The 23,134-nt window shown below is 44.7% G+C and carries 19 protein-coding genes and 2 tRNA genes; 9 read left to right on the forward strand and 12 right to left on the reverse strand.

Features of this window, described 5'->3' with window-relative positions:
* Positions 1-114: 114 nt before the first annotated feature.
* The 4 genes from LG368_RS10885 to LG368_RS10900 all read right to left on the reverse strand — a co-directional run bounded on the left by LG368_RS10885 (position 115) and on the right by LG368_RS10900 (position 4,704).
* On the reverse strand, positions 115-996 hold the full coding sequence (locus LG368_RS10885) for a metal ABC transporter substrate-binding protein (RefSeq protein WP_226754751.1): 882 nt from the start codon (positions 994-996) through the stop codon (positions 115-117).
* A gap of 152 nt (positions 997-1,148) precedes the next feature.
* Complete coding sequence (gene rlmKL / locus LG368_RS10890; protein ID WP_226754752.1) at positions 1,149-3,317, reverse strand: bifunctional 23S rRNA (guanine(2069)-N(7))-methyltransferase RlmK/23S rRNA (guanine(2445)-N(2))-methyltransferase RlmL; 2,169 nt, start codon at positions 3,315-3,317, stop codon at positions 1,149-1,151.
* Positions 3,318-3,370: 53 nt separating this feature from the next.
* Complete coding sequence (locus tag LG368_RS10895) at positions 3,371-4,411, reverse strand: quinone-dependent dihydroorotate dehydrogenase (protein ID WP_226754753.1); 1,041 nt, start codon at positions 4,409-4,411, stop codon at positions 3,371-3,373.
* A gap of 71 nt (positions 4,412-4,482) precedes the next feature.
* On the reverse strand, positions 4,483-4,704 hold the full coding sequence (locus LG368_RS10900; RefSeq protein ID WP_226754754.1) for a DUF2835 family protein: 222 nt from the start codon (positions 4,702-4,704) through the stop codon (positions 4,483-4,485).
* Positions 4,705-4,833: 129 nt separating this feature from the next.
* On the opposite strand from LG368_RS10900, the gene LG368_RS10905 reads away from it, so the two are divergent.
* Genes LG368_RS10905 through LG368_RS10935 form a run of 7 tightly spaced genes read left to right on the forward strand, consistent with a single transcriptional unit; the run spans position 4,834 to position 12,768 of the window.
* The gene (locus LG368_RS10905; RefSeq protein ID WP_226754755.1) at positions 4,834-5,802 is read left to right on the forward strand and encodes an AAA family ATPase; all 969 of its coding nucleotides are present in this window, start codon (positions 4,834-4,836) and stop codon (positions 5,800-5,802) included.
* A 17-nt stretch (positions 5,803-5,819) separates the two neighbouring features.
* The gene (locus LG368_RS10910; RefSeq protein ID WP_226754756.1) at positions 5,820-6,734 is read left to right on the forward strand and encodes a DUF58 domain-containing protein; all 915 of its coding nucleotides are present in this window, start codon (positions 5,820-5,822) and stop codon (positions 6,732-6,734) included.
* Positions 6,734-7,204, forward strand: coding sequence for a DUF4381 domain-containing protein (locus tag LG368_RS10915; RefSeq protein WP_226754757.1), 471 nt, complete (start codon positions 6,734-6,736; stop codon positions 7,202-7,204). Before LG368_RS10910 ends, LG368_RS10915 begins: the two co-directional genes overlap by 1 nt.
* Entirely contained in the window at positions 7,197-8,210 is a 1,014-nt protein-coding gene (locus tag LG368_RS10920; protein WP_226754758.1) for a vWA domain-containing protein, read from the forward strand. Before LG368_RS10915 ends, LG368_RS10920 begins: the two co-directional genes overlap by 8 nt.
* Positions 8,207-9,946, forward strand: coding sequence for a vWA domain-containing protein (locus LG368_RS10925; protein WP_226754759.1), 1,740 nt, complete (start codon positions 8,207-8,209; stop codon positions 9,944-9,946). Before LG368_RS10920 ends, LG368_RS10925 begins: the two co-directional genes overlap by 4 nt.
* Positions 9,940-11,802 (forward strand): BatD family protein, encoded by a 1,863-nt coding sequence (locus LG368_RS10930; protein ID WP_226754760.1) that lies wholly within the window; start codon positions 9,940-9,942, stop codon positions 11,800-11,802. The genes LG368_RS10925 and LG368_RS10930 overlap by 7 nt, the downstream gene beginning before the upstream one ends.
* Before the next feature lie 51 nt (positions 11,803-11,853).
* Positions 11,854-12,768, forward strand: coding sequence for a Dyp-type peroxidase (locus tag LG368_RS10935; protein ID WP_226754761.1), 915 nt, complete (start codon positions 11,854-11,856; stop codon positions 12,766-12,768).
* Between the two features lie 84 nt (positions 12,769-12,852).
* On the opposite strand, the gene LG368_RS10940 is transcribed toward LG368_RS10935, so the two are convergent.
* The 8 genes from LG368_RS10940 to LG368_RS10975 form a co-directional block, all read right to left on the reverse strand.
* Positions 12,853-14,679 (reverse strand): SurA N-terminal domain-containing protein, encoded by a 1,827-nt coding sequence (locus tag LG368_RS10940; protein ID WP_226754762.1) that lies wholly within the window; start codon positions 14,677-14,679, stop codon positions 12,853-12,855.
* Positions 14,680-14,755: 76 nt separating this feature from the next.
* Positions 14,756-14,832 (reverse strand) — tRNA-Asp (locus LG368_RS10945).
* A gap of 7 nt (positions 14,833-14,839) precedes the next feature.
* Complete coding sequence (locus tag LG368_RS10950) at positions 14,840-15,112, reverse strand: HU family DNA-binding protein (RefSeq protein ID WP_012069435.1); 273 nt, start codon at positions 15,110-15,112, stop codon at positions 14,840-14,842.
* A 123-nt stretch (positions 15,113-15,235) separates the two neighbouring features.
* On the reverse strand, positions 15,236-17,629 hold the full coding sequence (gene lon / locus LG368_RS10955) for an endopeptidase La (RefSeq protein ID WP_226754763.1): 2,394 nt from the start codon (positions 17,627-17,629) through the stop codon (positions 15,236-15,238).
* Between the two features lie 183 nt (positions 17,630-17,812).
* On the reverse strand, positions 17,813-19,093 hold the full coding sequence (gene clpX / locus LG368_RS10960) for an ATP-dependent protease ATP-binding subunit ClpX (RefSeq protein WP_226754764.1): 1,281 nt from the start codon (positions 19,091-19,093) through the stop codon (positions 17,813-17,815).
* Positions 19,094-19,111: 18 nt separating this feature from the next.
* Positions 19,112-19,744: an ATP-dependent Clp endopeptidase proteolytic subunit ClpP gene (clpP, locus tag LG368_RS10965; protein ID WP_226754765.1), complete on the reverse strand. Its 633-nt coding sequence runs from the start codon at positions 19,742-19,744 to the stop codon at positions 19,112-19,114.
* 72 nt (positions 19,745-19,816) lie between these two features.
* Positions 19,817-21,142: a trigger factor gene (gene tig, locus LG368_RS10970; protein WP_226754766.1), complete on the reverse strand. Its 1,326-nt coding sequence runs from the start codon at positions 21,140-21,142 to the stop codon at positions 19,817-19,819.
* A 116-nt stretch (positions 21,143-21,258) separates the two neighbouring features.
* Positions 21,259-21,335 (reverse strand) — tRNA-Arg (locus tag LG368_RS10975).
* A 357-nt stretch (positions 21,336-21,692) separates the two neighbouring features.
* Between LG368_RS10975 and LG368_RS10980 the strand changes: the two genes are divergently transcribed.
* Both LG368_RS10980 and LG368_RS10985 read left to right on the forward strand, forming a co-directional pair.
* On the forward strand, positions 21,693-22,517 hold the full coding sequence (locus tag LG368_RS10980; RefSeq protein ID WP_226754767.1) for a YihY family inner membrane protein: 825 nt from the start codon (positions 21,693-21,695) through the stop codon (positions 22,515-22,517).
* Positions 22,518-22,570: 53 nt separating this feature from the next.
* Positions 22,571-23,122, forward strand: coding sequence for a hypoxanthine-guanine phosphoribosyltransferase (locus tag LG368_RS10985; protein WP_226754768.1), 552 nt, complete (start codon positions 22,571-22,573; stop codon positions 23,120-23,122).
* Positions 23,123-23,134 lie beyond the last annotated feature (12 nt).

Genomic DNA, 23,134 nt, shown 5'->3' on the forward strand with positions numbered 1-23,134 from the left:
TTTGAAGGTGCGCATGGAAAAAAGTCACTGTCTGGGTGAACGAAAAGCAGTGGTCATTTTACTGCTTCAGGCCGTATGATTACAGCTCTGCAGGGGTGTGAGAGGGGTTTTAAGTCACGGAATCAGGCTTAAAGTCACTTTTAAAAGATCAATGTAAGTTGGAACAGGGCCATCAGCAGAGCTCAAAGAGTCAACATATAAAACACCTGAATAGGTTGCATCGGTTTCCCTTGCCACTTGCTTTGCAGGTGCAGACGAAATCGTACTTTCGCTGAACACATCCGTGATATTATATTTTCTTACTTGATCAATCACAGTACGCACTTGCTGAGGAGTACCTTGTGAATCAGCATTAATAGGCCATAAATAAAGTTCTTTTAGCCCAAAGTCTCGAGTTAAATAGCTAAATGCTCCCTCACTCGTCACCAACCAACGCTTATCTTCAGGAATTGACGCTAAAATAGATCTGTAGGGTTTTACAGCCGCATCAATTTCTTCTGAATAAACTTTCGCATTAGCATTATAAGTAGCGGCATTTTCAGGATCATACTTAACAAACGCAGATCGAATATTGTCGACATACACCAGAGCATCGCTCGCAGACATCCAAGCATGTGGATTTGGTTTACCAGAATAAGGCCCTTGAGTAATATTCATTGGCGCAATCCCATCGGTCACTACCACACTAGGGATATCATCAAGGTTTTTGAAAAACTTATTAAACCAGAGCTCCAAGTTCAAACCGTTATAAATAATTAAGTCAGCATCTTGTGCTCGTACGATATCTTTTGGGGTGGGCTGATAGTTATGGATTTCAGCATTCGGCTTAGTAATTGAGTCAACCTCGGCGGCATTTCCAGCAACATTACGCGCCATATCAGCGATGACAGTAAAGGTTGTAATCACCTTAAATTTATCATTGTCAGCAGCAATAGCCTGAGCGGAAAACAAGAAAGATAAGAGTAAAGTAAGAGGTACAGAATAGATGCGATTCATAATCATTCCAACTAGTTAGCTTAAAAACATACTAGCAAATGAAACGACGACAGTAAAAGAAAATGAGAATTATTCTTGATTTGTTAAAAACAAACAACAGCCCATAAAACACCACCCCAAACAGGGTGGCATTCTATAGACAGGAAGCAGCTCTAGTGTTTATGCTTAATAACATAGCATTGATGGATTTTGCCATTGCGGTCAAAGTCAGGGTCCAGTGTCTGACGCGTGATGTTCTCCACCGTAAACTCTTGTTCCAGATCTGTATCAAGAACAAAACGACGGTAGTTATTAGAAAAGATCAACTCTCCCTCTTGCGACAGTCTCGCCATCGCCAAACGGACCAACTCACCATGATCTCGTTGGATATCAAGCACATCCGCCATTTTCTTGGAGTTAGAAAAAGTCGGTGGGTCCATAAAAATCAAGTCAAACGTGTCACGACTTTGTTTCAGCCACTCAATGCAATCTGCACGCTCTACCTGATGGTGAAGCTCAGAAAACTCGTTTAACTCAATATTGCGACGCGCCCATTCTGTGTAAGTGTTGGACATATCCACACTCAAAGAATTGCGTGCACCGCCCTGACCCGCATGAACCGACGCGGTTGCGGTATAACAGAATAAATTCAGGAAGCGTTTGCCGTTTGCTTTGTCCTGTATCAGCTTACGGACAGGACGATGATCCAAGAACAAGCCGGTATCAAGGTAATCTTTTAGATTCACAATGAAATCACAGCCATACTCTTCGACAATCATTTCATGTTTCGATTGATCCAGTTTTTCATATTGCTCTTTGCCTGACTGACGCTGACGCTGCTTCAATATTACTTGAGATTCAGCAATATTCAGCGCGGTTGGGATGGCTGACATGACTTCAAACAGACGCTGCTTGGCTTTTTCAGGGTCAACACTTTTTGGGGCTTGGTATTCTTGCACGTGCGCCCAATCTTGATAAACATCAATGGCAACAGCGTATTCCGGCATGTCCGCGTCGTAAACGCGATAGCATTGGATTTTGTTTTTCTCGACCCACTTTTTCAGCTTTTTGGCATTTTTTTGTAGTCGATTGGCGAACATCTGTGCGCCCGGCGTCATCGCTGCTTGCGCCACTACATCTTCTTTGATTTTACCTTCGAGCAATGGGAATAAATACGCGCGACACTCAATCCCACCATTAATAACACGGGTGCTCTTCTCTGGTCGAACCGGTATCTGACGAGCAAGGTGGTCATTACTGGTCAGCATCATAAACTGCCAACCACGTGCGTGAGCCACCACCCATTCACCTAACTGACGATACAAGGCGATAAGCGCCATCTCATCACCAATACGCTCCCCGTAAGGAGGGTTACACATGACAAGACCTGGCTTAGTCTGATCAATATCAAATTCATGCTCTTGGAATGACGTCATGGTCACGTCGACAATACCCACCAAACCAGCGCGTTTAATGCTTTCACGAGACGCCGCAATGGCTCTCTGATCTCGGTCTGTTCCTTGAAAACGCAGACCCAACTCATCGGCATTGCGCTTACGGTTTTTCGCAAAGTCGCTCAATTGTTGAAACAAACGGTGATCGTGTTGCTTCCAACCTTTGAATCCCCAATATTGACGACCTAAACCTGGCGCCATGTCTAACGACATCATGGCCGCTTCGACCAAAAACGTCCCTGAACCACACATAGGGTCTATTAATTGCGTTAGACCACAATCTTTATGCCAACCAGCACGCAACAACAGACCGGCAGCGAGGTTTTCTTTCAGTGGCGCCATGCTGCCTTGTTGACGATAACCACGGCGATGCATACTTTCACCAGACAAATCGATACTTACCGTCACCACTTCACGTTTGATTCGCAAAGCAATGCGCACATCCGGTTGCTCCTTTTGTACGCTAGGACGTTCACCCGATAATTCAACAAAATAATCAGCGATCGCATCTTTGGTACGTACCGCACCGAATTGTGTATTACGAATATGGTGGTTTGTGCCGTGACAGTCGATCGCAATGGTATCGGTTGCCGACATATGATCGGACCAACGGATTGCCTTCACAGCATCGTACAAATCGTCTGCTGACTCTATCTTAAATTGCGCAATCGGCAGCATCACTCGTGTGGCAACACGGGACCAAAGACAGGCTTTGTACATCCCCTCCAGATCCGTGGTTAACTTAACCTGACCTTCACCGAAACGGGTTTGTGTTAACCCTTCGCTGTGTAGCTCTTTTTCTAAGACATTTTCCAAGCCAAGTGGACAAGTGATTTCCAAAGCATATAGCGGCTGAGTTGGCTCGTTAGTCTGTGTTTGTGTGCTCATTATTAAAGTACTTTTTAAATATCAGTGAATGTATGTCAAATCGATCAATTTTCTTATAAGCCTAGATCACGCTCTCGGTAATACGCGTCAGTCGTTGCAATGGCTTCTTTGATCAATTCTGGCCCATGGTAAATAAAGCCCGAATAAACCTGTACTAAACGCGCGCCCGCTTGCAACTTTTCCACCGCATCCGCACCACTGCAAATACCGCCTACACCAATAATCGGTAAGGTGTCTTTTAAGTGCTCAGATAACACACGAACCACATGAGTTGACGCATCACGAACAGGCGCACCACTTAGGCCCCCTGCTTCTTTCTCAAACGCATGGCCCACAACCGCGTCACGTGACAGAGTGGTATTGGTCGCAATAATGCCATCAACCCCTTGGTCTACCAGGGTATCTGCCACCAATTTGATTTCATCGTCAGTCATGTCTGGAGCGATTTTTACCGCTAAAGGCACGCGTTTTCCATGTTCGGCTTGATAGCGATCTCTGGCGTCACACAACGGAGAAATAAGTTGCGCCAAGCTGTCGCCAAATTGCAGACTGCGTAGGCCTGGTGTATTCGGAGAGCTAATATTCGCCGTAATGTAATCCGCATAAGGAATCACTTCAGTCAAACACGCCAAATAATCGGCGGCGGCATCATCAACCGATGTGGTGAGGTTTTTGCCAATATTAACCCCAAGAATGCCCGGATAACGGTGCTTTTTAATGCGCGACACCATGTGCTCCACGCCTTTATTATTGAAGCCCATACGATTAATAATGGCCTCATGCTCAGGCAAACGGAACAAACGAGGTTTAGGGTTTCCTGACTGGCCTTTCGGAGTCACGGTGCCGACTTCGACAAAGCCAAAGCCTAACGCGCCCAAGGCTTCAAACGCGTCAGCATTTTTATCCAGACCTGCGGCCAGACCAACGGCGTTGGGAAAACGTAACCCCATAACTTCAACCGGTTTCGTAGCGGGCATTTCACCTAGGAATTTATTCACACCCAATCGGCTAGTGGCAGCAAGAAGATCCAATGACAGCTCATGGGACACTTCAGCGTCCAGTTTAAACAACAATGAGCGTGCAAGTTGGTACATAAATAAAACTCCTAGACGGTTAACATTCGACAGACCAGTTCACGGTAAAGCGTATGACTTTTTAACATGCTTTACTGAACCCGTGTGACGTTGATTAATTTATTTGAGTCATCAAATTCCACTTCAAAAAAACCGTGTATCCCTTGGTGTATGACAAAACGTTGAAAGGCCGACAAAGGCAGCTGAACTTTTCGGCCATCGACACTGCTGGCAACGAGGTTTTTAGCGACCCCTGCGTACATAGCCTCATACTTCAATGCAGACAAGGCCACATTTAATACAATTTTTGCCATTTTTTCGTCCTGTGCTTACAGTACCCTTACAGAGAACACCCTGTGCGTAAAGAATTGAATCCGATAATATGAAGGCTATTATATTGCGTTGACACTTTTTTTGACAGAAGTATAAGGAACCTAGGTTCAATGGTAGCTGTAATTGAGCAATTAAAAGACCACTTAAATCATGCCGTTCTGGGCCAACCCGATTTAACTCACGAATTACTCGTCGCCTTGATCGCCAATGGTCATGTTCTGCTCGAAGGTCCACCGGGGATCGCTAAGACAACCGCGGCGAAAGCCCTAGCGGGTGCCATCGATAGCCGTTTTCAACGTATTCAATTCACCCCAGATTTATTACCAGGTGATGTTACCGGCTCAGACATTTACCAACAAGAAACCGGCCAATTCAGTTTTATTCCCGGTCCAATTATGAACGATATCGTGCTGGCGGATGAAATCAACCGAGCGCCGGCGAAAGTCCAATCCGCTCTCTTAGAGGCCATGGGCGAACGTCAAGTAACCGTTGGCAATCACAGTTACCCCTTAGCGGATTTATTCTTTGTGATTGCGACACAAAACCCCATCGAGCAAGAAGGTACCTACCCCTTACCGGAAGCACAACTCGATCGCTTCATGATGAAAATCAACTTAGGATACCCAAGCGCCAGCAGTGAGCTCGATGTACTGCGCCTAGTGAGACAACAGGATTTACACAAAACCCTCTCAGGGCCAAATACTTCTATTTGTACTCCGGCAGATATTTTGCAATTACAGCATCAAGCACTGTCTTTATACATGTCAGAAAGCGTTGAGGAATACATTGTTCAACTCATTATGGCAACACGTTATCCAGAGCGTTACCTCGCAGACACAGGAAAAGAAACACGCTTGATTGAATTCGGTGCCAGCCCTCGCGGTACCTTAGCATTAGATCGCTGTGCGCGCGCAAACGCCTTACTCAGTGGTCGTGATTTTGTCACCCCTGACGATGTCCGACGGGTGGCCTTGCCTGTACTGCGTCACCGTGTGTTAACCACTTTCGAAGCACAAGCAGCGGGATTATCAGTCGATGACTTGTTAAAACGGTTAATCAGTCACGTTCCTGCGTTATAAGTTGGGTAGACAGTACGATGAGCCCCCTACTCGCCCCGCTATCGCCTGAGCTAGATGACGCACATTTTTCGCTTTTAGCCCATTACGCAAAACATCTTGGCCGTGCCCCTAAAGCCAAACGCTTTGCCACCAACGTGGGGGAGCGTCGGTCTCGACAAAAAGGCCATGGCATGGAAATGCTGGAATTGCGTGCCTATCAAGCCAGTGATGATTTGCGACACATAGATTGGCGTGTTACAGCTCGTACCGGACAGGCTCATACTCGATTGTATGCACAAGAAAATGACCACCAGCGCCTTTTATTGTTAGATCTTTCACCCAATGCCTACTTTGGTACGCAACACACCTTTATTTCCACCCGACTTCTTCAGCTCGCAGGGCTAATCGCTTGGCGTTCAATTCAACAAGGTGACGCTTTGGCGTACCGCATACGTTATGGCGAGCAAGAACATCAAAGCCAAAAAACGGAATTGCCGAGACTGCTCAATTCGCTTCGAGAAGCGTCTTGCCTTCAACACCGAACAACAACGCCGCCTCATCAAAATAGCAGCATTTGGGTCGACAACGCCTTTATCAGTCGTACGCACAACAAAGACGTGATTATTTTAACGGACAAACAGTATTGGGACTCCCATGAAGAAAGTGCCTTACTGAAGCTGGCCAAACACAACAGAGTGCATTGGGTGCAAGTCATTGACAACAAGGCTTTTCAGCTTCCTGCCGGTCACTATCAAATGACAGATGGAACCAATGTCCGTCGTCTTTCGGTGTCTGATGCCAGTCTGAAAAACGCCAAAGAAGACTTTTTAACCCGTAACACTCAATTTAAACAGGCTCTTTTGTCCATGGACATTCAGCATCATCCGTTTGATTTGTCAGAACCGCCAGAGCGAATTGCTCGCTATTTGCTGTCTCAAGGAGCGTTACGCTAATGGAAGCCAGCACGATCGATTTACCCAACAAGGCCTACTTGTTACCAGAGAGTATTCCTATGTGGCCGCCTGTCTGGTGGAGCTGGCTGGTGCTCGCCTTGGTATTATTCATCATCGCAACAGGTTTTATGGCGTTTTATGGTCGCCATAAAAAACGTACTTATCGTCGAGAAGCCTTACAATTTTTGCCTAAGACCACCGTTGAAAAAACCGACAAAGAATGCATTTTATTGTGCCATGAGCTGGTGCGCCGTTGTCTGATAAGCGAAGGCAAAACCACCCTAGCCGCCCTACCTAGTGTGACCTTATTTTTACAACTGGACGAAACATTACCGGATAAATGGCAGTTTTCAGGTCTTGGCACTGTATTTATCGAAGGCCCCTACCGTAAAACCGTTGATCTAGACCAAACGCAACGTGAACGCATCGTGCAAGTCACTCGCTATTGGATTAGGAAACATCATGCTTGAACTCACTTGGCCATGGTTGTTGCTGCTTTTACCCTTGCCTCTACTGATTCGTTTTTTGCCTAAAGCACCGCCACAGGGGGATGCTATTTGGTGGCAAAACGCGCGTCAGCTAGAACACTACCAACAAAATAACCATCCTTTAAAGCGACTATCAGCCTCCACGTTTTGCCTGATCGGTGCATGGGGATTAATGGTGTTTGCCATGACCAAGCCCGTTTGGTTAGGCGAGCCCACTAAAGTCACGCCATCTGGTCGTGACCTGCTGATTGCTCTTGATTTGTCGGGCAGCATGCAGGTCTCAGATATGCTTCTTAATGACCAGACAGCCAACCGTTTGGAAGCCGCAAAATCTGTGTTGGCCGACTTTATCCAAGCGCGCCGAGGGGATCGCATCGGTATCATTGTTTTTGGTAGTAAAGCTTACTTGCAAGCTCCGCTAAGTTTTGATGTCACCACCATTAATCAGCTGGTTCAAGAAGCACAGATTGGCTTTGCCGGTGAACAAACTGCCATTGGTGACGCCATTGGATTGGGTATAAAACAATTAGAAGACAAACCGTCTGATAAAAAAGTCTTGATCCTGATGACAGATGGCGCCAATACCGCAGGCCGTGTTCAACCCGAACAAGCCGCCGAATTTGCCTACGCTCAAAAGGTGCGTATTCATACTATTGGGATAGGCGCTGATAGTATGGTCGTGCAAAGCTTTTTTGGCCCCAAAACCGTGAATCCATCCAGTGATCTTGATGAAACCTTACTAAGAAACATTGCCGCACAAACCGGTGGTGAATATTTTCGCGCGCGAAGTACAGAAGAACTGCAGAATATTTACCAAACATTGGATCAGCTAGAACCCACCCCCTCTGAAGACATCTGGCAACGCCCTTTAACCAGTTTATTTCATTGGCTTGCTTTAGCCTCGCTACTGAGTGCAACTCTATCACTCTTTCTACGCAACACCTTTCAATGGCGCACACGCCCTTGGCAAAAGGGAGATAAAGCATGACGATATTCGATATCGTGCATTTTTCACGGCCTTGGTGGTTGATCGGTCTACCTCTAACCTTATTGCTCAGCGTTTTTGTTGTGAGAAAAAATGCCGCGCAGCAAAGTCTCAACGCGTTTGTTGACCCGCATTTATTGGCTCATTTAGTACACAAAAACACCTCATCAACACACACTAGATGGTTTGGTTTATTGGCCACATGCCTATGCTGGGTAGGTTTAGCGGGCATCAGCTGGACTCAAGCACCGACGACCCTATTTGAAAATACGCAGAAAACGGTCTTTGTTGTCGATCAATCTTTGTCTATGTACGCCACGGACATCAAACCCAACAGACAAACCCAACTCAAACAGACGCTTCGCGATATCCTGGCACAAAGCAAAGAAGGTGATTTGGCGCTTGTTGCCTTTGCTGGTGAAGGTTTTGTGATCAGCCCTTTTAGCCAAGACAGAGAAACCATCACCCATTTCTTATTGGCGTTAGACCCCATTATTATGCCGACCTACGGCAGTAACCTTACTGATGGCATCAAAACAGCTCTATCGTTAAACCCAGACAAGGCACAGCCTCTGCACCTGATCCTCTTAACGGATGACCTGACTCAACAAGATCAAGCTCAAATTCCTTCGTTGCTGGCCTCACACAATGTAAAAGTGGATATGATTGCGGTAGGCAGTAAAGAGGGTGCGGTTATTCGTCTGCCAGATGGTCAGACACTCAAACAAAATGGCAAAAACGTTGTCCCCAGCACGCCTATAGAGGCCTTAAAGACGCTCACTCGCCAAATAGAGGGACGCTTTTTTCAAGGTCGTCTAAGCCCTAATGAGATTTCACAGGTCGCTCAAACTTCCTTAAATAGCCAACAAACTCAGCAAGCAGAAAACAAAAGTATCAATTGGATCGAGCAAGGCCACTGGTTTGCTTTGCCTTTTTTACTTTGGCTGGCCCTACACTTTCGACGCGGCATGTTATACAGCTTATTGCTCACTGCCGTTATGTTGCCAACGGAGAATCTGTCCGCCTCACCACTCGACTGGTTTATGACCTCTGACCAAAAAGGACAACAGGCCGCCAATCAAGACGACTGGCAAACTGCCGACCAATATTTTACACAACCAAAGTGGAAGGCGGCGTCTTCCTATGCATTAGAAAAATACGAGTCAACCATACAAACGCTCAGCGCGCTGCCCAATAAAAACGCAGCAGAAGAATACAATTTAGGCAACGCGCTTGCGCTGTCGGGTGATATTCAAGGCGCCATCCAAGCCTATGAAAAAGCATTAGCGCTCGATCCAAAATTGGACGCTGCGCAAGAGAATCTGGATTACGTAAAACAACAAGAACAAAAGCAAAAGCAACAGCAGGACAAACAAGACTCAAAAGACACCTCTGATTCGTCTAACTCCGATTCTAAACAAGAGCAAAGTCCTCCTACTTCTCAGGATCAATCAGACTCCGACACAGAGTCTGACAAAAAAAATGCGTCGGAACAGGACGAAAAACAAGACAACAACACGTCAGCTGAGGATAATGGGCAAAGCAAAACAAACGAAGCGCCTCAAAACGCAACACAAAAAACGCCGCTCAACAAAGAACAGCAACAGGCACTTGATCAGTGGCTAAGACAAATTCAAGACGATCCAGGGTCACTATTGCAACGCAAACTCTGGTATCTGCATCAAGAAAGACGTAACAACAATCGGTCTGCACAAGAGGAAGAGCAAAAACCATGGTAATACAGCGATGCTTTCTGTCACAACACTCTAAGAAGGCGATCATTCGCGTGTTTTTACCCATGATGCTGCTGGCTTTTTCTGCCTTACTTTCATCACCGCTGTTTGCGGACAGCGTTACGGCCTCACTCAATAAAACCGTTTCGATTGAAAATGAAATAGTGCAACTCACCCTGCGCGCTGACTTCTCGGATACAGGGAATGGCCCCGATTTAACGCCATTAGAGCGAGACTTTACTATTTTAGGTAAAAGTCAAAACAGTCAATTCAGTTTTAATTTAGGCACCAGTACGGCATTAAATTTCTGGGTGGTTAACCTAATGCCAAAGTCTGTAGGCACCTTCGAAATCCCCCCCATCAAAATCGGTGATCACAGCTCACAACCGATTCGATTAGTCATCAAAAACTCACCTCAATTACTCGATAGCAATGGCAATCCGCCCGTGATCATTAAAGCTGAAACGTCTGATATCGAACCGTATTTGCAGCAAGAAGTTATTATTCGCGTTGAATTATTGACTTCCGTCAGCCTGACAAATGTCAATCGCTCTGTTCCTTCACACCCTGACCTAGTGGTTGAGCGCTTAAGCGATGATCAAATGACCTATCAAAATGTTAATGGCACTGAATACCAAGTCATTACACGAGAGTACTTGGCGTTTCCCCAACGTAGCGGTTTATTGATGCTTCCTCCACAAAGCATTCAAGCCATGGTCAGCACCTCAACAGGAAGAAGAATGATCAAGGTACAAAGCGAGCCATTAGGATTGCAAGTACTGCCCATTCCAGCCAGTTACACAGGCAATGCTTGGCTACCAAGTCAAGGCATCAAGATAGACACTCGTCTCCGGAAAACAACCGAATCTCCCAGAGTAGGCGATACCCTTATTTGGACCATTGATATCAAGGCAAAAGGCGCACTGCCCGAGCAGATTCTTCCGGTTGATTTTGCCAGTACACGAGATTACAAGCTTTACCCTTCGACCCCAGACTTCAGCACGCAAAAAAGTTCGGATGGGGTTGTAGGGCAGCAGTCGATCTCTATCGAAGTCGTACCTACCACGCCGGGCCTATTAACACTTCCCGATGTACGCATTGATTATTGGGACACAGAAATCAGAGCATTACAGACCGCAGTATCAAAAACCGCACCGATTGAAATAGCGCCCCTCCCTTTTGCCGATGACTCAGAAACTAACTCGTCCACAAGTGCAAACGAATCGTCACCCAGCATGGCCAATCCGCTGCCTGCTCAAACGCGCTCAGTTGCTCCTATTTCTCTGGCAAAAAAAACCGATACAGACAATACGACAACCAACAAGAACAACAGCCCAAGCTCCAATGATCTCTCTCACGTGACAGATGACACTAAAATTGTCAGTCACTCACTCTCTGTTAAAGAATACGCCATCATCGGCTTTGGCTTATTAGCATTGGGCTCTTTGGCGATGTGGGTGTTCAATGCTTGGACACAACGCAAAGCTCGCCCAGAAGCGGATCTAAAAGTCCCCACGCTGGAAGAATTTGCGGCACTGAATACGCTAGATGAACAGAGTGCATTCGAAGAACTTGTCAACTGTTGCCGAGCGAATAATCTCGCACAATTGCGCCCAAGTTTACTCGAATGGGCACGCCATCGCTGGGGAGACAGTGAAATCCGTGGTGTAGAAGACATCAAACGACTCACTACAGTCAAAGTGACACAGCTGTTAATGGAAGCCGAGCTGATGATGTATTCTAGCAACCCTGCCCACGAATGGTACGGTGCACCGCTTGCTGACGCATTAGAGGAGTTCTATAGCGGCTTTGCAAAGCCTTCCCAAGAAAGTCAACTTAAGAACTTGTACCCTAACTTTTAATAGACAGGTTCTTCATCAACAACAAACAACACAGTCAAAAGGATCATTCAAATGACATCTTTTCAGTCTGGTATCATTGCTGAAGCGTCCAGTGACGCGCTTTTTATCACATTCAATATCAATCGTGATCACCTCTCCCTTTTTAAGACAACGTTAAATAAGATTCCTACCTTAGTCCGTGATCTTCAAGCCACTTACCCAACAGCCGAGCTGCACGCCGCCATTGGCTTTAGTGACCTCGTTTGGGATGAGCTAGACACTCAACGCCCCCTTCACCTAGCCCGCTTCCCAGAGATAAAAGGCGACGAAATTCACATTCCATCGACCGATGTCGATATGGTGATGCACCTTCGGTCACTGCGTCGGGATGTCACTTACCAGTTGGCCAATGCACTCTTCGATGCTCTGGGGGCAAGCGTTTCCTTGGTAGAGGAGATAAGTGGATTTAAATACCTAGATAACCGCGATTTAACCGGGTTTGTTGATGGTACAGAGAACCCTGAAGGCGAACAGCGCAAAGCGGTTGCTCTCGTCAGTGAAGAAGACCCTAGCTTTGAACAAGGTAGCTACTTTAATTTAATGCGCTTTGTGCACGATTTAGATAAATGGCAACAACAAGACCTTAAAACGCAAGAAGACACATACGGTCGTACAAAATACACAAACGAAGAATACCCGTCAGAACAAAAGTCTGTGCATGCTCACACCAAGCGAACATCGTTAAAGGATGAAAATGGGAAATCGATGGAGATATTGCGTCATAGCATGCCGTTCGCCTCACTGAAGGAAAAAGGCCTTATGTTTGCCAGCTACAGTAAAACACCGGCGATATTTAACCAGATGCTGGAAAGCATGGTGAAAGGTGATAAACAGGGCAACACCGACCATCTTATGAAGTACACACGTGCTACTTCAGGCCAAGCTTTTTTCATTCCGTCAAATAATTGGTTTCTTGATCGCCATTAAAAACAAAAAAACCACTTCACATTAACGTGAAGTGGTTTTTGAATAAAACAAAAAATAGAACGCCTAAGGACAATACCGCTTAAATTAGCGCTCTATCTCTGCATTATTGGTTAAATAATCTTGCTGACCTTGTGTGCTTAAACTTGCTTGAGTTTGACTCAAGTAACGCTCATACGCGGCTTTCTGATCCTCTGGAACAGCCTCATCACGGCTGTCTACTCGGGTTAAACGAATCAAAGTAAGGTCACCATTTGACATATCTTTAACCTCAACAACCGCCTTATCGGCTTCAGGATGCGGCATAGTAAAAGCAAGAGACGTCACTTCATCTTGACCACGCTGTGCATCAGTCACCGATGTCCAAGCAATATTGCCACTGTTTTGTGCGTCCAATGCTTTTTGTCGTAGAGACTCCAGCGCTTTATCCTGAACAACAATCGAAGTCACTTCTTCAACCACGTCTTCAAAAGGCTGTATGACTTCTTGTTTGTGATCATTAAGGTGGATAACCGCTACTTGATCGTCGCTTAGTTCAATCAAGTCACTGTTTTGGCCATCTTCCAATACAGCAACATCAAACGCTGCAGCAATCACACTAGGATTACTGGTCACCTCGTCTGAGCCCCCATCGCGGCCAAAGTAAGCACTTTGCAATACATCAACATCATATTCTTTTGCAATAAAATCAAGATTATCACTGGCATACGCTAAGTCTGTAATATCTTCATGAGCCGATAAAAGCGCATCTCGAGCTTTCTCTTGCTGAATGGCTTCGGTCAACGTGGCTTTTTGCGATTCAAAGCTGGGCACATCGGATGTACTAACGTCATCAAGCTGCACTAGGTGATAGCCAAATTGCGTTTTCACAGAACGAACTTCTTCTTTCTCCATCGAGAACAAAGCGTTATCAAATGCCTCATCAATCATGCCTTTTTCAATATAACCAAGGCGACCGCCGTCATCTTTTGATCCAATGTCATCAGAATACTCAGCGGCTAAGTCAGCAAAAGAAACACCAGCGTCTAATTTTGCTTGTACTTCTGCGAGTCGACTTTGCGCTTCTTCATCAGAACGCTCTGAAGTCTCAATCAGAATGTGAGAAGCGGCTCTTTCCTCTTGTGTTAGGCTCGCAATAGAAGCTTGATACGCTTGTTGTAGCTCGGCGTCAGTGACATTGACCTTGCTATAGAAGTCTTCAGAAGACACAACAACATAATCAAGTTTCACCTGCTCTTGTGACTTGAATGAAGACGTATTTTCTTCGTAATACGCTTTTAACTCATCGTCAGAGACACTGGTATTTTCAGACTCATCCGCCAGTGAAAAAGAAACATAGTCATAAGACCGTTGTTGAGATTGTAATTTAGCGACGTCATTGACCTGAAACGGTAAAACAAACTCAGATCCAGCAATGGCATTTCGAGGTTGCTGAATTAACACATCCTGCTTGATTCGCTCTTTAAAAGCCAATGGCGTAAAGCCTAAAGAGTTAATGAAATTTAAATATTTATTTTGATCAAACTGACCATCTGTTTGAAATTGCTCCGCTTGCAGCAAATACCCATCAACCTGTGCATCGGAAACACCTAACCCTAAACGTTCAGATTGGTTGGCTAATACGATGCGCTGAACAAGCTCGTCTAGTGCACGACGTTGCAACAGGTTATCTTCTAATAAAGCGGGATTCACCTGACCACCCATCATAGAAATTAACTGGCGACGCTGTGTTTCAGCTCCTTGAAGCATTTGTGTACGGCTAATTTCAACACCGTCCACTTCCGCCACTTTATCGGATGACGTAAAACTTTGAACCAAGGCTTCAACGCCAAATAGAGCAAAAGTCACGACGATAAAACCGACAATGATTTTTACCACAATGCCTTGTGACTTATCTCTGATATCTTGGAGCATTACTGCCTCCACATGAATGAATGAATTTACCAATAAAAAAGGTGTATTCCGCATGGAATACACCTTTTGTGTCTAATGGCGGAACAGACGGGACTCGAACCCGCGACCCCCTGCGTGACAGGCAGGTATTCTAACCAACTGAACTACTGCTCCAAAAACATTAATTTACAGCGTCTTTAAGACCTTTACCGGCCTTAAACCCAGGAACTTTCGCTGCTTTAATTTGGATTTCCTCACCAGTTTGAGGATTACGACCTGTACGAGCTGCACGCTCTTTGACTGCAAAGGTACCAAAACCAACTAATGTAACCTGGTCACCTTTTGCTAAAGCCGCTTCAATGGCTTTTAAAGTCGCATCAAGAGCATTGCTAGCAGACGCTTTAGATAAGTCAGCAGACGCTGCAATAGCATCAATCAATTCAGATTTGTTCACGTTGTACCCCTTCAGTATTTTCTTGATTCCTTACTATTTTCGGCACAGTGTCAATGCCTACCAACAAGGTCGAGCGAGAGTTATACAAGCCCAACCTACTCCCTGTCAACACACACTATGTGCCTAATGATGACTGACAGTTTCTTGTTCATCAACAGTTTTTTCACCTGAAGGTAAGGTTTCTACCTTTTTTGGTGAAGGAATGTACTCTAAAGCAATATCCAGCACTTCATCGATCCATTTAACCGGAACAACGTCGATATCTGCCTTAATATTATCGGGTATTTCTTTCAAATCACGGGCGTTTTCTTGAGGAATAATCACGGTTTTAATACCACCTCTGTGTGCCGCCAGTAACTTCTCTTTTAGTCCTCCTATAGGAAGCACTTCACCGCGCAATGTAATCTCACCTGTCATGGCCACAGACGCTTTTACGGGGATCTTAGTCAAGACTGAAACAATCGCTGTACACATAGCCACGCCGGCACTAGGCCCATCTTTTGGCGTCGCTCCTTCCGGTACGTGTAAATGCAAATCGGTCTTTTCGTGGAAATCTTCATCGATACCCAAGCCGACAGCACGACTTCTTACAACGGTCAATGCCGCCTGTATCGATTCTTGCATTACATCACCCAAAGAGCCGGTTTTCACGTGGCGACCTTTACCGACCACACCCGCAGCCTCGATGGTTAGTAACTCACCCCCTACCGATGTCCAAGCCAATCCTGTCACTTGACCTATTTGGTTCTTTTCTTCTGCTTTGCCATAGCTGAATTTATGAACGCCCGAAAAATCTTCAAGATTTTCGGCCGTTACCGCCACACATTTCGCCCCTTTTTTCGCACCCAAAGCCTGCTTTTTAACAACACGACGACAAATCTTACTGAGTTCGCGCTCTAAACCACGTACACCCGCTTCTTTTGTATAAAAGCGAATAACATCCATTAAGGCATCGTCTGTGATGCTGATCTCAGCCTCTTTTAGGCCAGATAACTTCACTTGCTTGGGTAAGAGGTAACGCTTAGCAATGTTCAGTTTTTCATCTTCGGTGTAACCAGGAATACGAATCACTTCCATACGATCTAACAAGGGGCCAGGGATATTCATGCTGTTTGAAGTACAAATAAACATCACATCTGATAGGTCAAAATCTACTTCAAGATAATGGTCGTTAAACGTATGATTTTGTTCAGGATCAAGCACTTCTAACAACGCAGAAGCCGGATCACCACGCTGATCCATACCCATTTTGTCAATTTCATCTAACAAGAAGAGTGGATTTTTCACCTTCACTTTTGCCAGTTTTTGCAAAAGTTTCCCTGGCAATGAACCAATATACGTTCGACGGTGACCACGGATCTCAGCTTCATCACGAACCCCACCTAAGGCCATGCGAACGTACTGGCGGTTAACCGCTTTCGCAATGGATTGGCCTAACGATGTCTTACCCACCCCTGGTGGCCCAACCAAACACAACACAGGCCCTTTGACTTTTTTCACACGCTGCTGGACAGCAAGGAACTCAAGAATACGTTCTTTTACGTCTTGTAGGCCATAATGGTCTTGGTTTAAGACTTTTTCAGCGTAGGCCAGGTCATTACGCACTTTACTGCGTTTTTTCCAAGGCAGACAAGTTAACCAATCAATGTATCCACGAACCACGGCCGCTTCAGCCGACATAGGCGACATCATACGGAGCTTTTTCAGCTCACCTTCGGCTTTCTCTTTGGCTTCGTCGGACATGCCTACTGAATCAATTTTTTCCTGCAATTGATCAAGCTCGTTGCTGCCGTCCTCCATATCACCCAGCTCTTTTTGAATGGCTTTCATTTGCTCATTCAAATAATACTCGCGTTGGCTTTTTTCCATCTGCTTTTTAACACGGCTGCGAATGCTTTTTTCTAAATGAGCAATATCAAGCTCACCATCCATCAAACCGATAAGATATTCACCACGCCCCGTCAACGAGTCAATTTCTAGCACTTTTTGCTTATCTTCAAGCTTAAGGCTCATGTGACCGGTAATGTTATCGATCAACTTAGAAAGGTCATCAATGGACTTAAGCGACGCAACGACTTCAGCGGGAATCCGTTTACTTCCAGCGACGTATTCGTCTAACTGCTTCAATAAAGCATGACGAATAACTCCATGCTCAGATTGATCTTCTACCTTATTCTCAATTTCAGTAATGTGACCTAAAGAAAAACCTTCCACCTCTTCTATCTTTTCAAGTCGTGCGCGACTGCTTCCCTCGACAAGCACTTTTACTGTGCCATCGGGTAAACGCAGTAATTGCATGACTTTGGCCGTGGTACCAATGGTGTATAAGTCATCAAAAGTCGGATCATCTTTGGAGGCATCTTGCTGAGCAACCAAAAACACAAACTTGTCATTTTCCATGGCTGATTCGAGAGCCGCAATAGACTTAGCTCGACCAACAAACAGGGGCAGCACCATATGTGGGTACACAACCACATCTCGAAGTGGCAGCATTGGCAGCGATAAAGAATCTGTCATATTTTCTTCCTGTCTGGGCGCATCAACATAAGCGCACTTTGATATTTAAATGATTAATACGAAAGAGATAGGGTCAAAGGTTCAAATTACAAGCTTCACAACGAAAAAGGCCGGATTTAAGTGATGAGACTTAAATCCGGCCTTTGAAGGGCATACCCAGAACAAGTTATGGGTAAGAAAGCATTAGGCGTTCTTTGATGCTTCTTCTTTTTCCAGTACGAGCAGAGGTTGAGAGTCACCACGGATAGCGGAGCCATCCATCACAACTTTAACCACATCATTACGTGTTGGCAGTTCATACATACAATCAAGCAAAGAAGACTCTAAGATACTACGCAATCCCCGTGCACCGGTTTTACGCTCCAAGGCCAGTTTAGCGGCCTCACTCAAAGATTCTGGGGTAAACTCTAGCTCAACGCCTTCAAGTTCGAACAAATGCTGGTATTGTTTCACCAACGCATTCTTAGGTTGGCTAAGAATGGTCATTAAAGCTTCTTCATCAAGTTCAGAAAGCGTTGCCACTACAGGCAAACGGCCCACAAACTCAGGAATCAAGCCGAATTTAACCAAATCTTCTGTCTCAACACGATGCACAGCTTCGGAGAAAGATTTACCTTCGTCTTTGCTTTTCACCATTGCAGAAAAACCAATACTGCTTTTTTCTGTTCTGTCGCTGATTACACGCTCTAATCCAGCGAAAGCACCACCACAAATAAACAATATATTTGACGTATCAACTTGCAAAAATTCTTGCTGAGGATGCTTTCGACCACCTTGAGGCGGCACAGAGGCAACCGTTCCTTCAATCAACTTAAGCAACGCTTGCTGAACGCCTTCACCAGAAACATCACGGGTGATGGATGGATTGTCTGATTTTCTTGAAATCTTATCGATCTCATCAATATAAACAATACCACGCTGTGCTTTTTCTACGTCGTAATCACAGTTCTGCAGCAGTTTCTGAATGATGTTTTCTACATCTTCACCGACATAACCGGCTTCCGTCAGCGTTGTAGCGTCTGCAATTGTAAAAGGAACATCTAATACACGAGCTAACGTTTGAGCCAGCAAAGTTTTACCACTGCCTGTAGGGCCAATCAGCAAGATGTTACTTTTGCCAAGCTCAATGGTGTTGTCCGTTTTACCTTGATGACGCAAGCGCTTATAGTGATTGTAGACAGCCACAGCCAACACTCTCTTAGCTCTGTCTTGTCCAATAACATAGTCATCAAGTGCAGCACTCAGCTTTTCAGGCGTCGGTAATTCATCTGACGATTCACCTTCTTCATTTAACTGAGAAAGCTCTTGCGTAATGATGTTATTGCATAGATCCACACACTCATTACAAATGTAAACCGATGGCCCAGCAATCAGCTTTTTTACTTCGTCCTGACTCTTTCCACAAAAAGAGCAATATAATAGCCGATCCGAGTGGTCGCCACGGCTAAAGTTATCATCTGACATGTATTCTCCCACCCTTCCTTAAACAGTTCGTTTCTGCAAAATCTCATCAATGAGACCGTAATCTTTTGCAGTCTGGGGATTCATGAAATTATCACGATCCGTATCAATAGCCACTTGCTCGATTGGCTTACCAGTATGGAAAGAAATAATTTCATTCAGCTTATGCTTAATACTTAAAATCTCACGCGTGTGGATTTCAATATCAGAAGCTTGTCCCTGGTATCCGCCTAATGGCTGGTGAATCATGACACGAGAATTTGGCAGACAGTAACGCTTACCTTCAGCACCCGCTGTCAACAGTAACGCACCCATGCTTGCCGCTTGACCTATACACATAGTGCTTACATCAGGCTTGATAAACTGCATAGTGTCGTAAATAGACATACCGGCGGTTACCGAACCGCCTGGAGAATTGATATACAAGTGAATGTCTTTATCTGGGTTTTCAGATTCTAAAAACAAAAGCTGTGCAACAACAAGATTGGCCATGTGATCTTCAACTTGACCAACCAAGAAAATCACTCGCTCCTTGAGCAAGCGTGAGTAAATATCAAATGACCTTTCTCCACGAGCAGTTTGCTCAATAACCATAGGAACAAGACCATTACTAGTAATAGCGACAGGACCGGTAGTTGGGTTCATCAAATTCATATCACATTCCTTAAAACAAAAAGGTCGACATAGCAAAGCTATGTCGACCTTATTAAAGAGATAAGACTCGTCTTATGCTTCTTCCCCAGCCTCTTCAGCTTGGGCATTTGGCTTGATAGCGTCTTCGTAGCCCAATGTTACTTCAGTAACTTGAGCAGATTCTAGCAGTTTATCAACAACTTGCTCTTCAAGTACAGCAGATTGCACTTGAGCGAGTTGTTCTTTGTTCTTCAAGTAAAAATCAACAACTTGTTGCGGTTCTTGGTAGGCTTGAGCCATATCTTCCAAGAAAGTACGAACACGATCGTCATCAACTTTCATATCATTTTGCTTAATCACTTCAGAAATCAGCAGACCAAGTTTAGCGCGTTTCTTCGCTTCTTCTTGGAAAAGCTCAGCAGGTAATTGAGAAGCATCAAAACCTTCCCCACCAAATTGCTGTGCAGCTTGCTTACGTAAAGCATCCACTTCTTGATCAATAAGTGCTGAAGGAACTTCAACTTCATTGATAGAAGACAAACCTTCAAACAAAGCATTCTTAAGTTTAGACTTAACCGCTTGATTCAACTCACGGTCCATGTTTTTACGAACTTCAGCGCGAAGAGCATCGATTGTTGCTTCTTCAAGACCGAATTTTTCAACAAAAGCATCGTTTAACTCTGGAAGAATTTGCTCTGCTACTTCAGAAACCGTAATTTTGAAAGTTGCTTCTTTGCCTTTCAAGTTTTCAGCTTGGTAGTCTTCAGGGAACGTCACTGTAATTGTGCGCTCTTCGCCTGCTTTAGCACCAACGATACCTGTTTCAAATCCAGGAATCATAGTGTTAGAACCAAGAACAAGCTTGTGTCCTTCTGCAGCACCGCCTTCGAATGCTTCTTCACCAAGGTAACCAACAAAATCAATTGTTACCTGATCGCCATCAATTGCTTCGCGCTCAACAGCAGACCAGTCTGCATTTTGTTTACGCAAGGTTTCAAGCATTGTATCAACATCTGCGTCAGTTACTTCAGATAAAACGCGCTCAACAGCAATTGTGGCGTTATCTGCAAGAACAACTTCTGGGTAAACTTCTACTTTAACAACGAACTCAAGATCGGCACCTTCGGCGATGCTCTTTGGTTCAATTGAAGGCATGCCAGCAGGCTGAATAGACTCTTGTTGAATGGCTTCAACATAAACATCACGCATGATTTGCTCAACAGCATCTAAACGAATGCCTTGACCGTAACGTTTTTTGATCACACTAACTGGAACTTTACCTTTACGAAAGCCGTCGATTTGAGCTTTCTTAGCTGTTTTAACCACTTCAGCATTTACTTTTTCGTCAACGCGAGCAGCGGGAACAGTGATGGTAAGAACGCGCTCGATTGGAGACGTTGTCTCTACAGAAACTTGCATAAAACTTCCTCTCGGGAACTTGCTTTAATTTGCTGGACCTATCGTTGTTAACGACAAACTAGAGCGACGGTGACCAACAAAACCTAAATAAAATTAAATAAAGTAACGGACTGAAATGGTGCTCCGTACTGGATTCGAACCAGTGACCTACCGCTTAGAAGGCGGTTGCTCTATCCAACTGAGCTAACGGAACTAATCTCATTACATTTCATGTGGGAGGCTATTATAGAGACGGAATAACAATCGTCAACCAATAGACATAAAAAAGCCCAGTAAAACTGGGCTAAAATGACTATTTGTAACTAAGGAACCGAGAATAGTTAATATTCACTATGCCGCAGCACAAATATCACAAAAGGAACAAGACGAATTATATAGCCAACCCTATATAGACACAACCTAAATGCGCCAAAATGACACAACTATCTTTAATATGCACTATTCTTGTGCAATGTGCATGACAATCATAATTTTAATCTCTCTAAAGAGGCTTTATCTTCTCTTACTCGCTATGATAGCGTGAACCTATTCCATACTTATCGGTAAAACAATGTCTCAAAGAACAATTGCCTACTTTCTTACGATAAAACGTTACACCCTTTTAACCGCATCACGATTTCAAAACAGTAGCTTGTCACAAAAAGCCGCGCAGCTAACCCTATCCAGCCTGCTGGCTGCGGTGCCTATTATTACCATTATTGTCGGTATATTAAGCTTCACTCCAGCATTAGAAGCGATGCAGAGTCAGCTTTTTCAATTGATTGAACAACACCTTGCACCTGGCTCAAGTGACATTATTATGCCTTATTTGATTACCTTCTCATCGCAAACAAAAAATCTACCGGTTGCCGGCTTGGTAGCACTTTTTGTCACAGCACTTCTGTTACTAAACAGTTTTGAAAGCAGCGTGCAGTCTATATGGGGCATTAAGCAACTTAGGAAAATTCGTGAGCGACTTTTAACCTATTGGGCCATATTAACGTTGGGCCCCATTCTTTTTGCCGCCACGTTAAGCTTATATGGCACGCTTATCTCTTTACAAATTTACGATACACAGGTCAACACACTGTTAAACAGCCTCCTAGAACTTGGGAGCATCCTGCTGTATTTCCTTATGCTGTTAACATTAAACTTCTTAACGCCTAACGCAGATGTCTCTCTAAAATGGGCATCATTAGCTGCACTCGTAGGCAGCTTAGGGTTGTATATTTTGAATACCATATTCGGTTCTTTTGCTCAGTTTTTTACCAGCTACCAAGTTGTCTATGGTGCCTTTGCGGCCATCCCTATTTTTCTTGTTTGGTTACAAAGCTCCTGGTTGATTGTGCTTACCTCAATTTGCTTCTGTGCCACACTGCACAATATAAATACTTAGCATACGGTCAAGATTAATGTAAAATCGCAAAAATTTTATTCATAGGGCCCACCATGACAGACAAGATCGACGAACTAAACAAAATTTTAGAGGAAGCAGATTGCTTAGTCGACGAAGCAAGCATTAATGAAGCACTCGACAAAATAGCCTCTCAGATCACAGCTGACCTTTCAGATAAGTTGCCTCTGGTCTTGTGTGTAATGAATGGCGGACTGATTCCAACCGCCGCTTTGATAGAGCGCCTTTCTTTCCCACTTGAAGTCGATTACATACACGCTACTCGATATGGCATGGAGACTGAGGGAGCGGCTCTTAATTGGTTGAGCTATCCACAAACCAGTCTAAAAGATCGCCACATTTTGGTCATTGACGATATCTTTGACCAAGGCCACACTCTGCAAGCAATCATTGAGTGGTTAGAGCAACAAGGCACAAGCAGTGTGAGTACAGCTACTGTTATCAATAAACTACACGATCGGAAAACTGACATGCAGCCCGATTACATCGGAACAGACGTTGCGGATCGCTTCCTGTTTGGTTACGGCATGGATTACAAAGGTTACTTTAGAAACCTTAAAGGTATCTATGCAGTCAAAGGCAGCTAACTAGATGTGAAT

It is taken from the genome of Marinomonas algarum (assembly GCF_020532605.1).
Lineage (GTDB): Bacteria > Pseudomonadota > Gammaproteobacteria > Pseudomonadales > Marinomonadaceae > Marinomonas > Marinomonas algarum.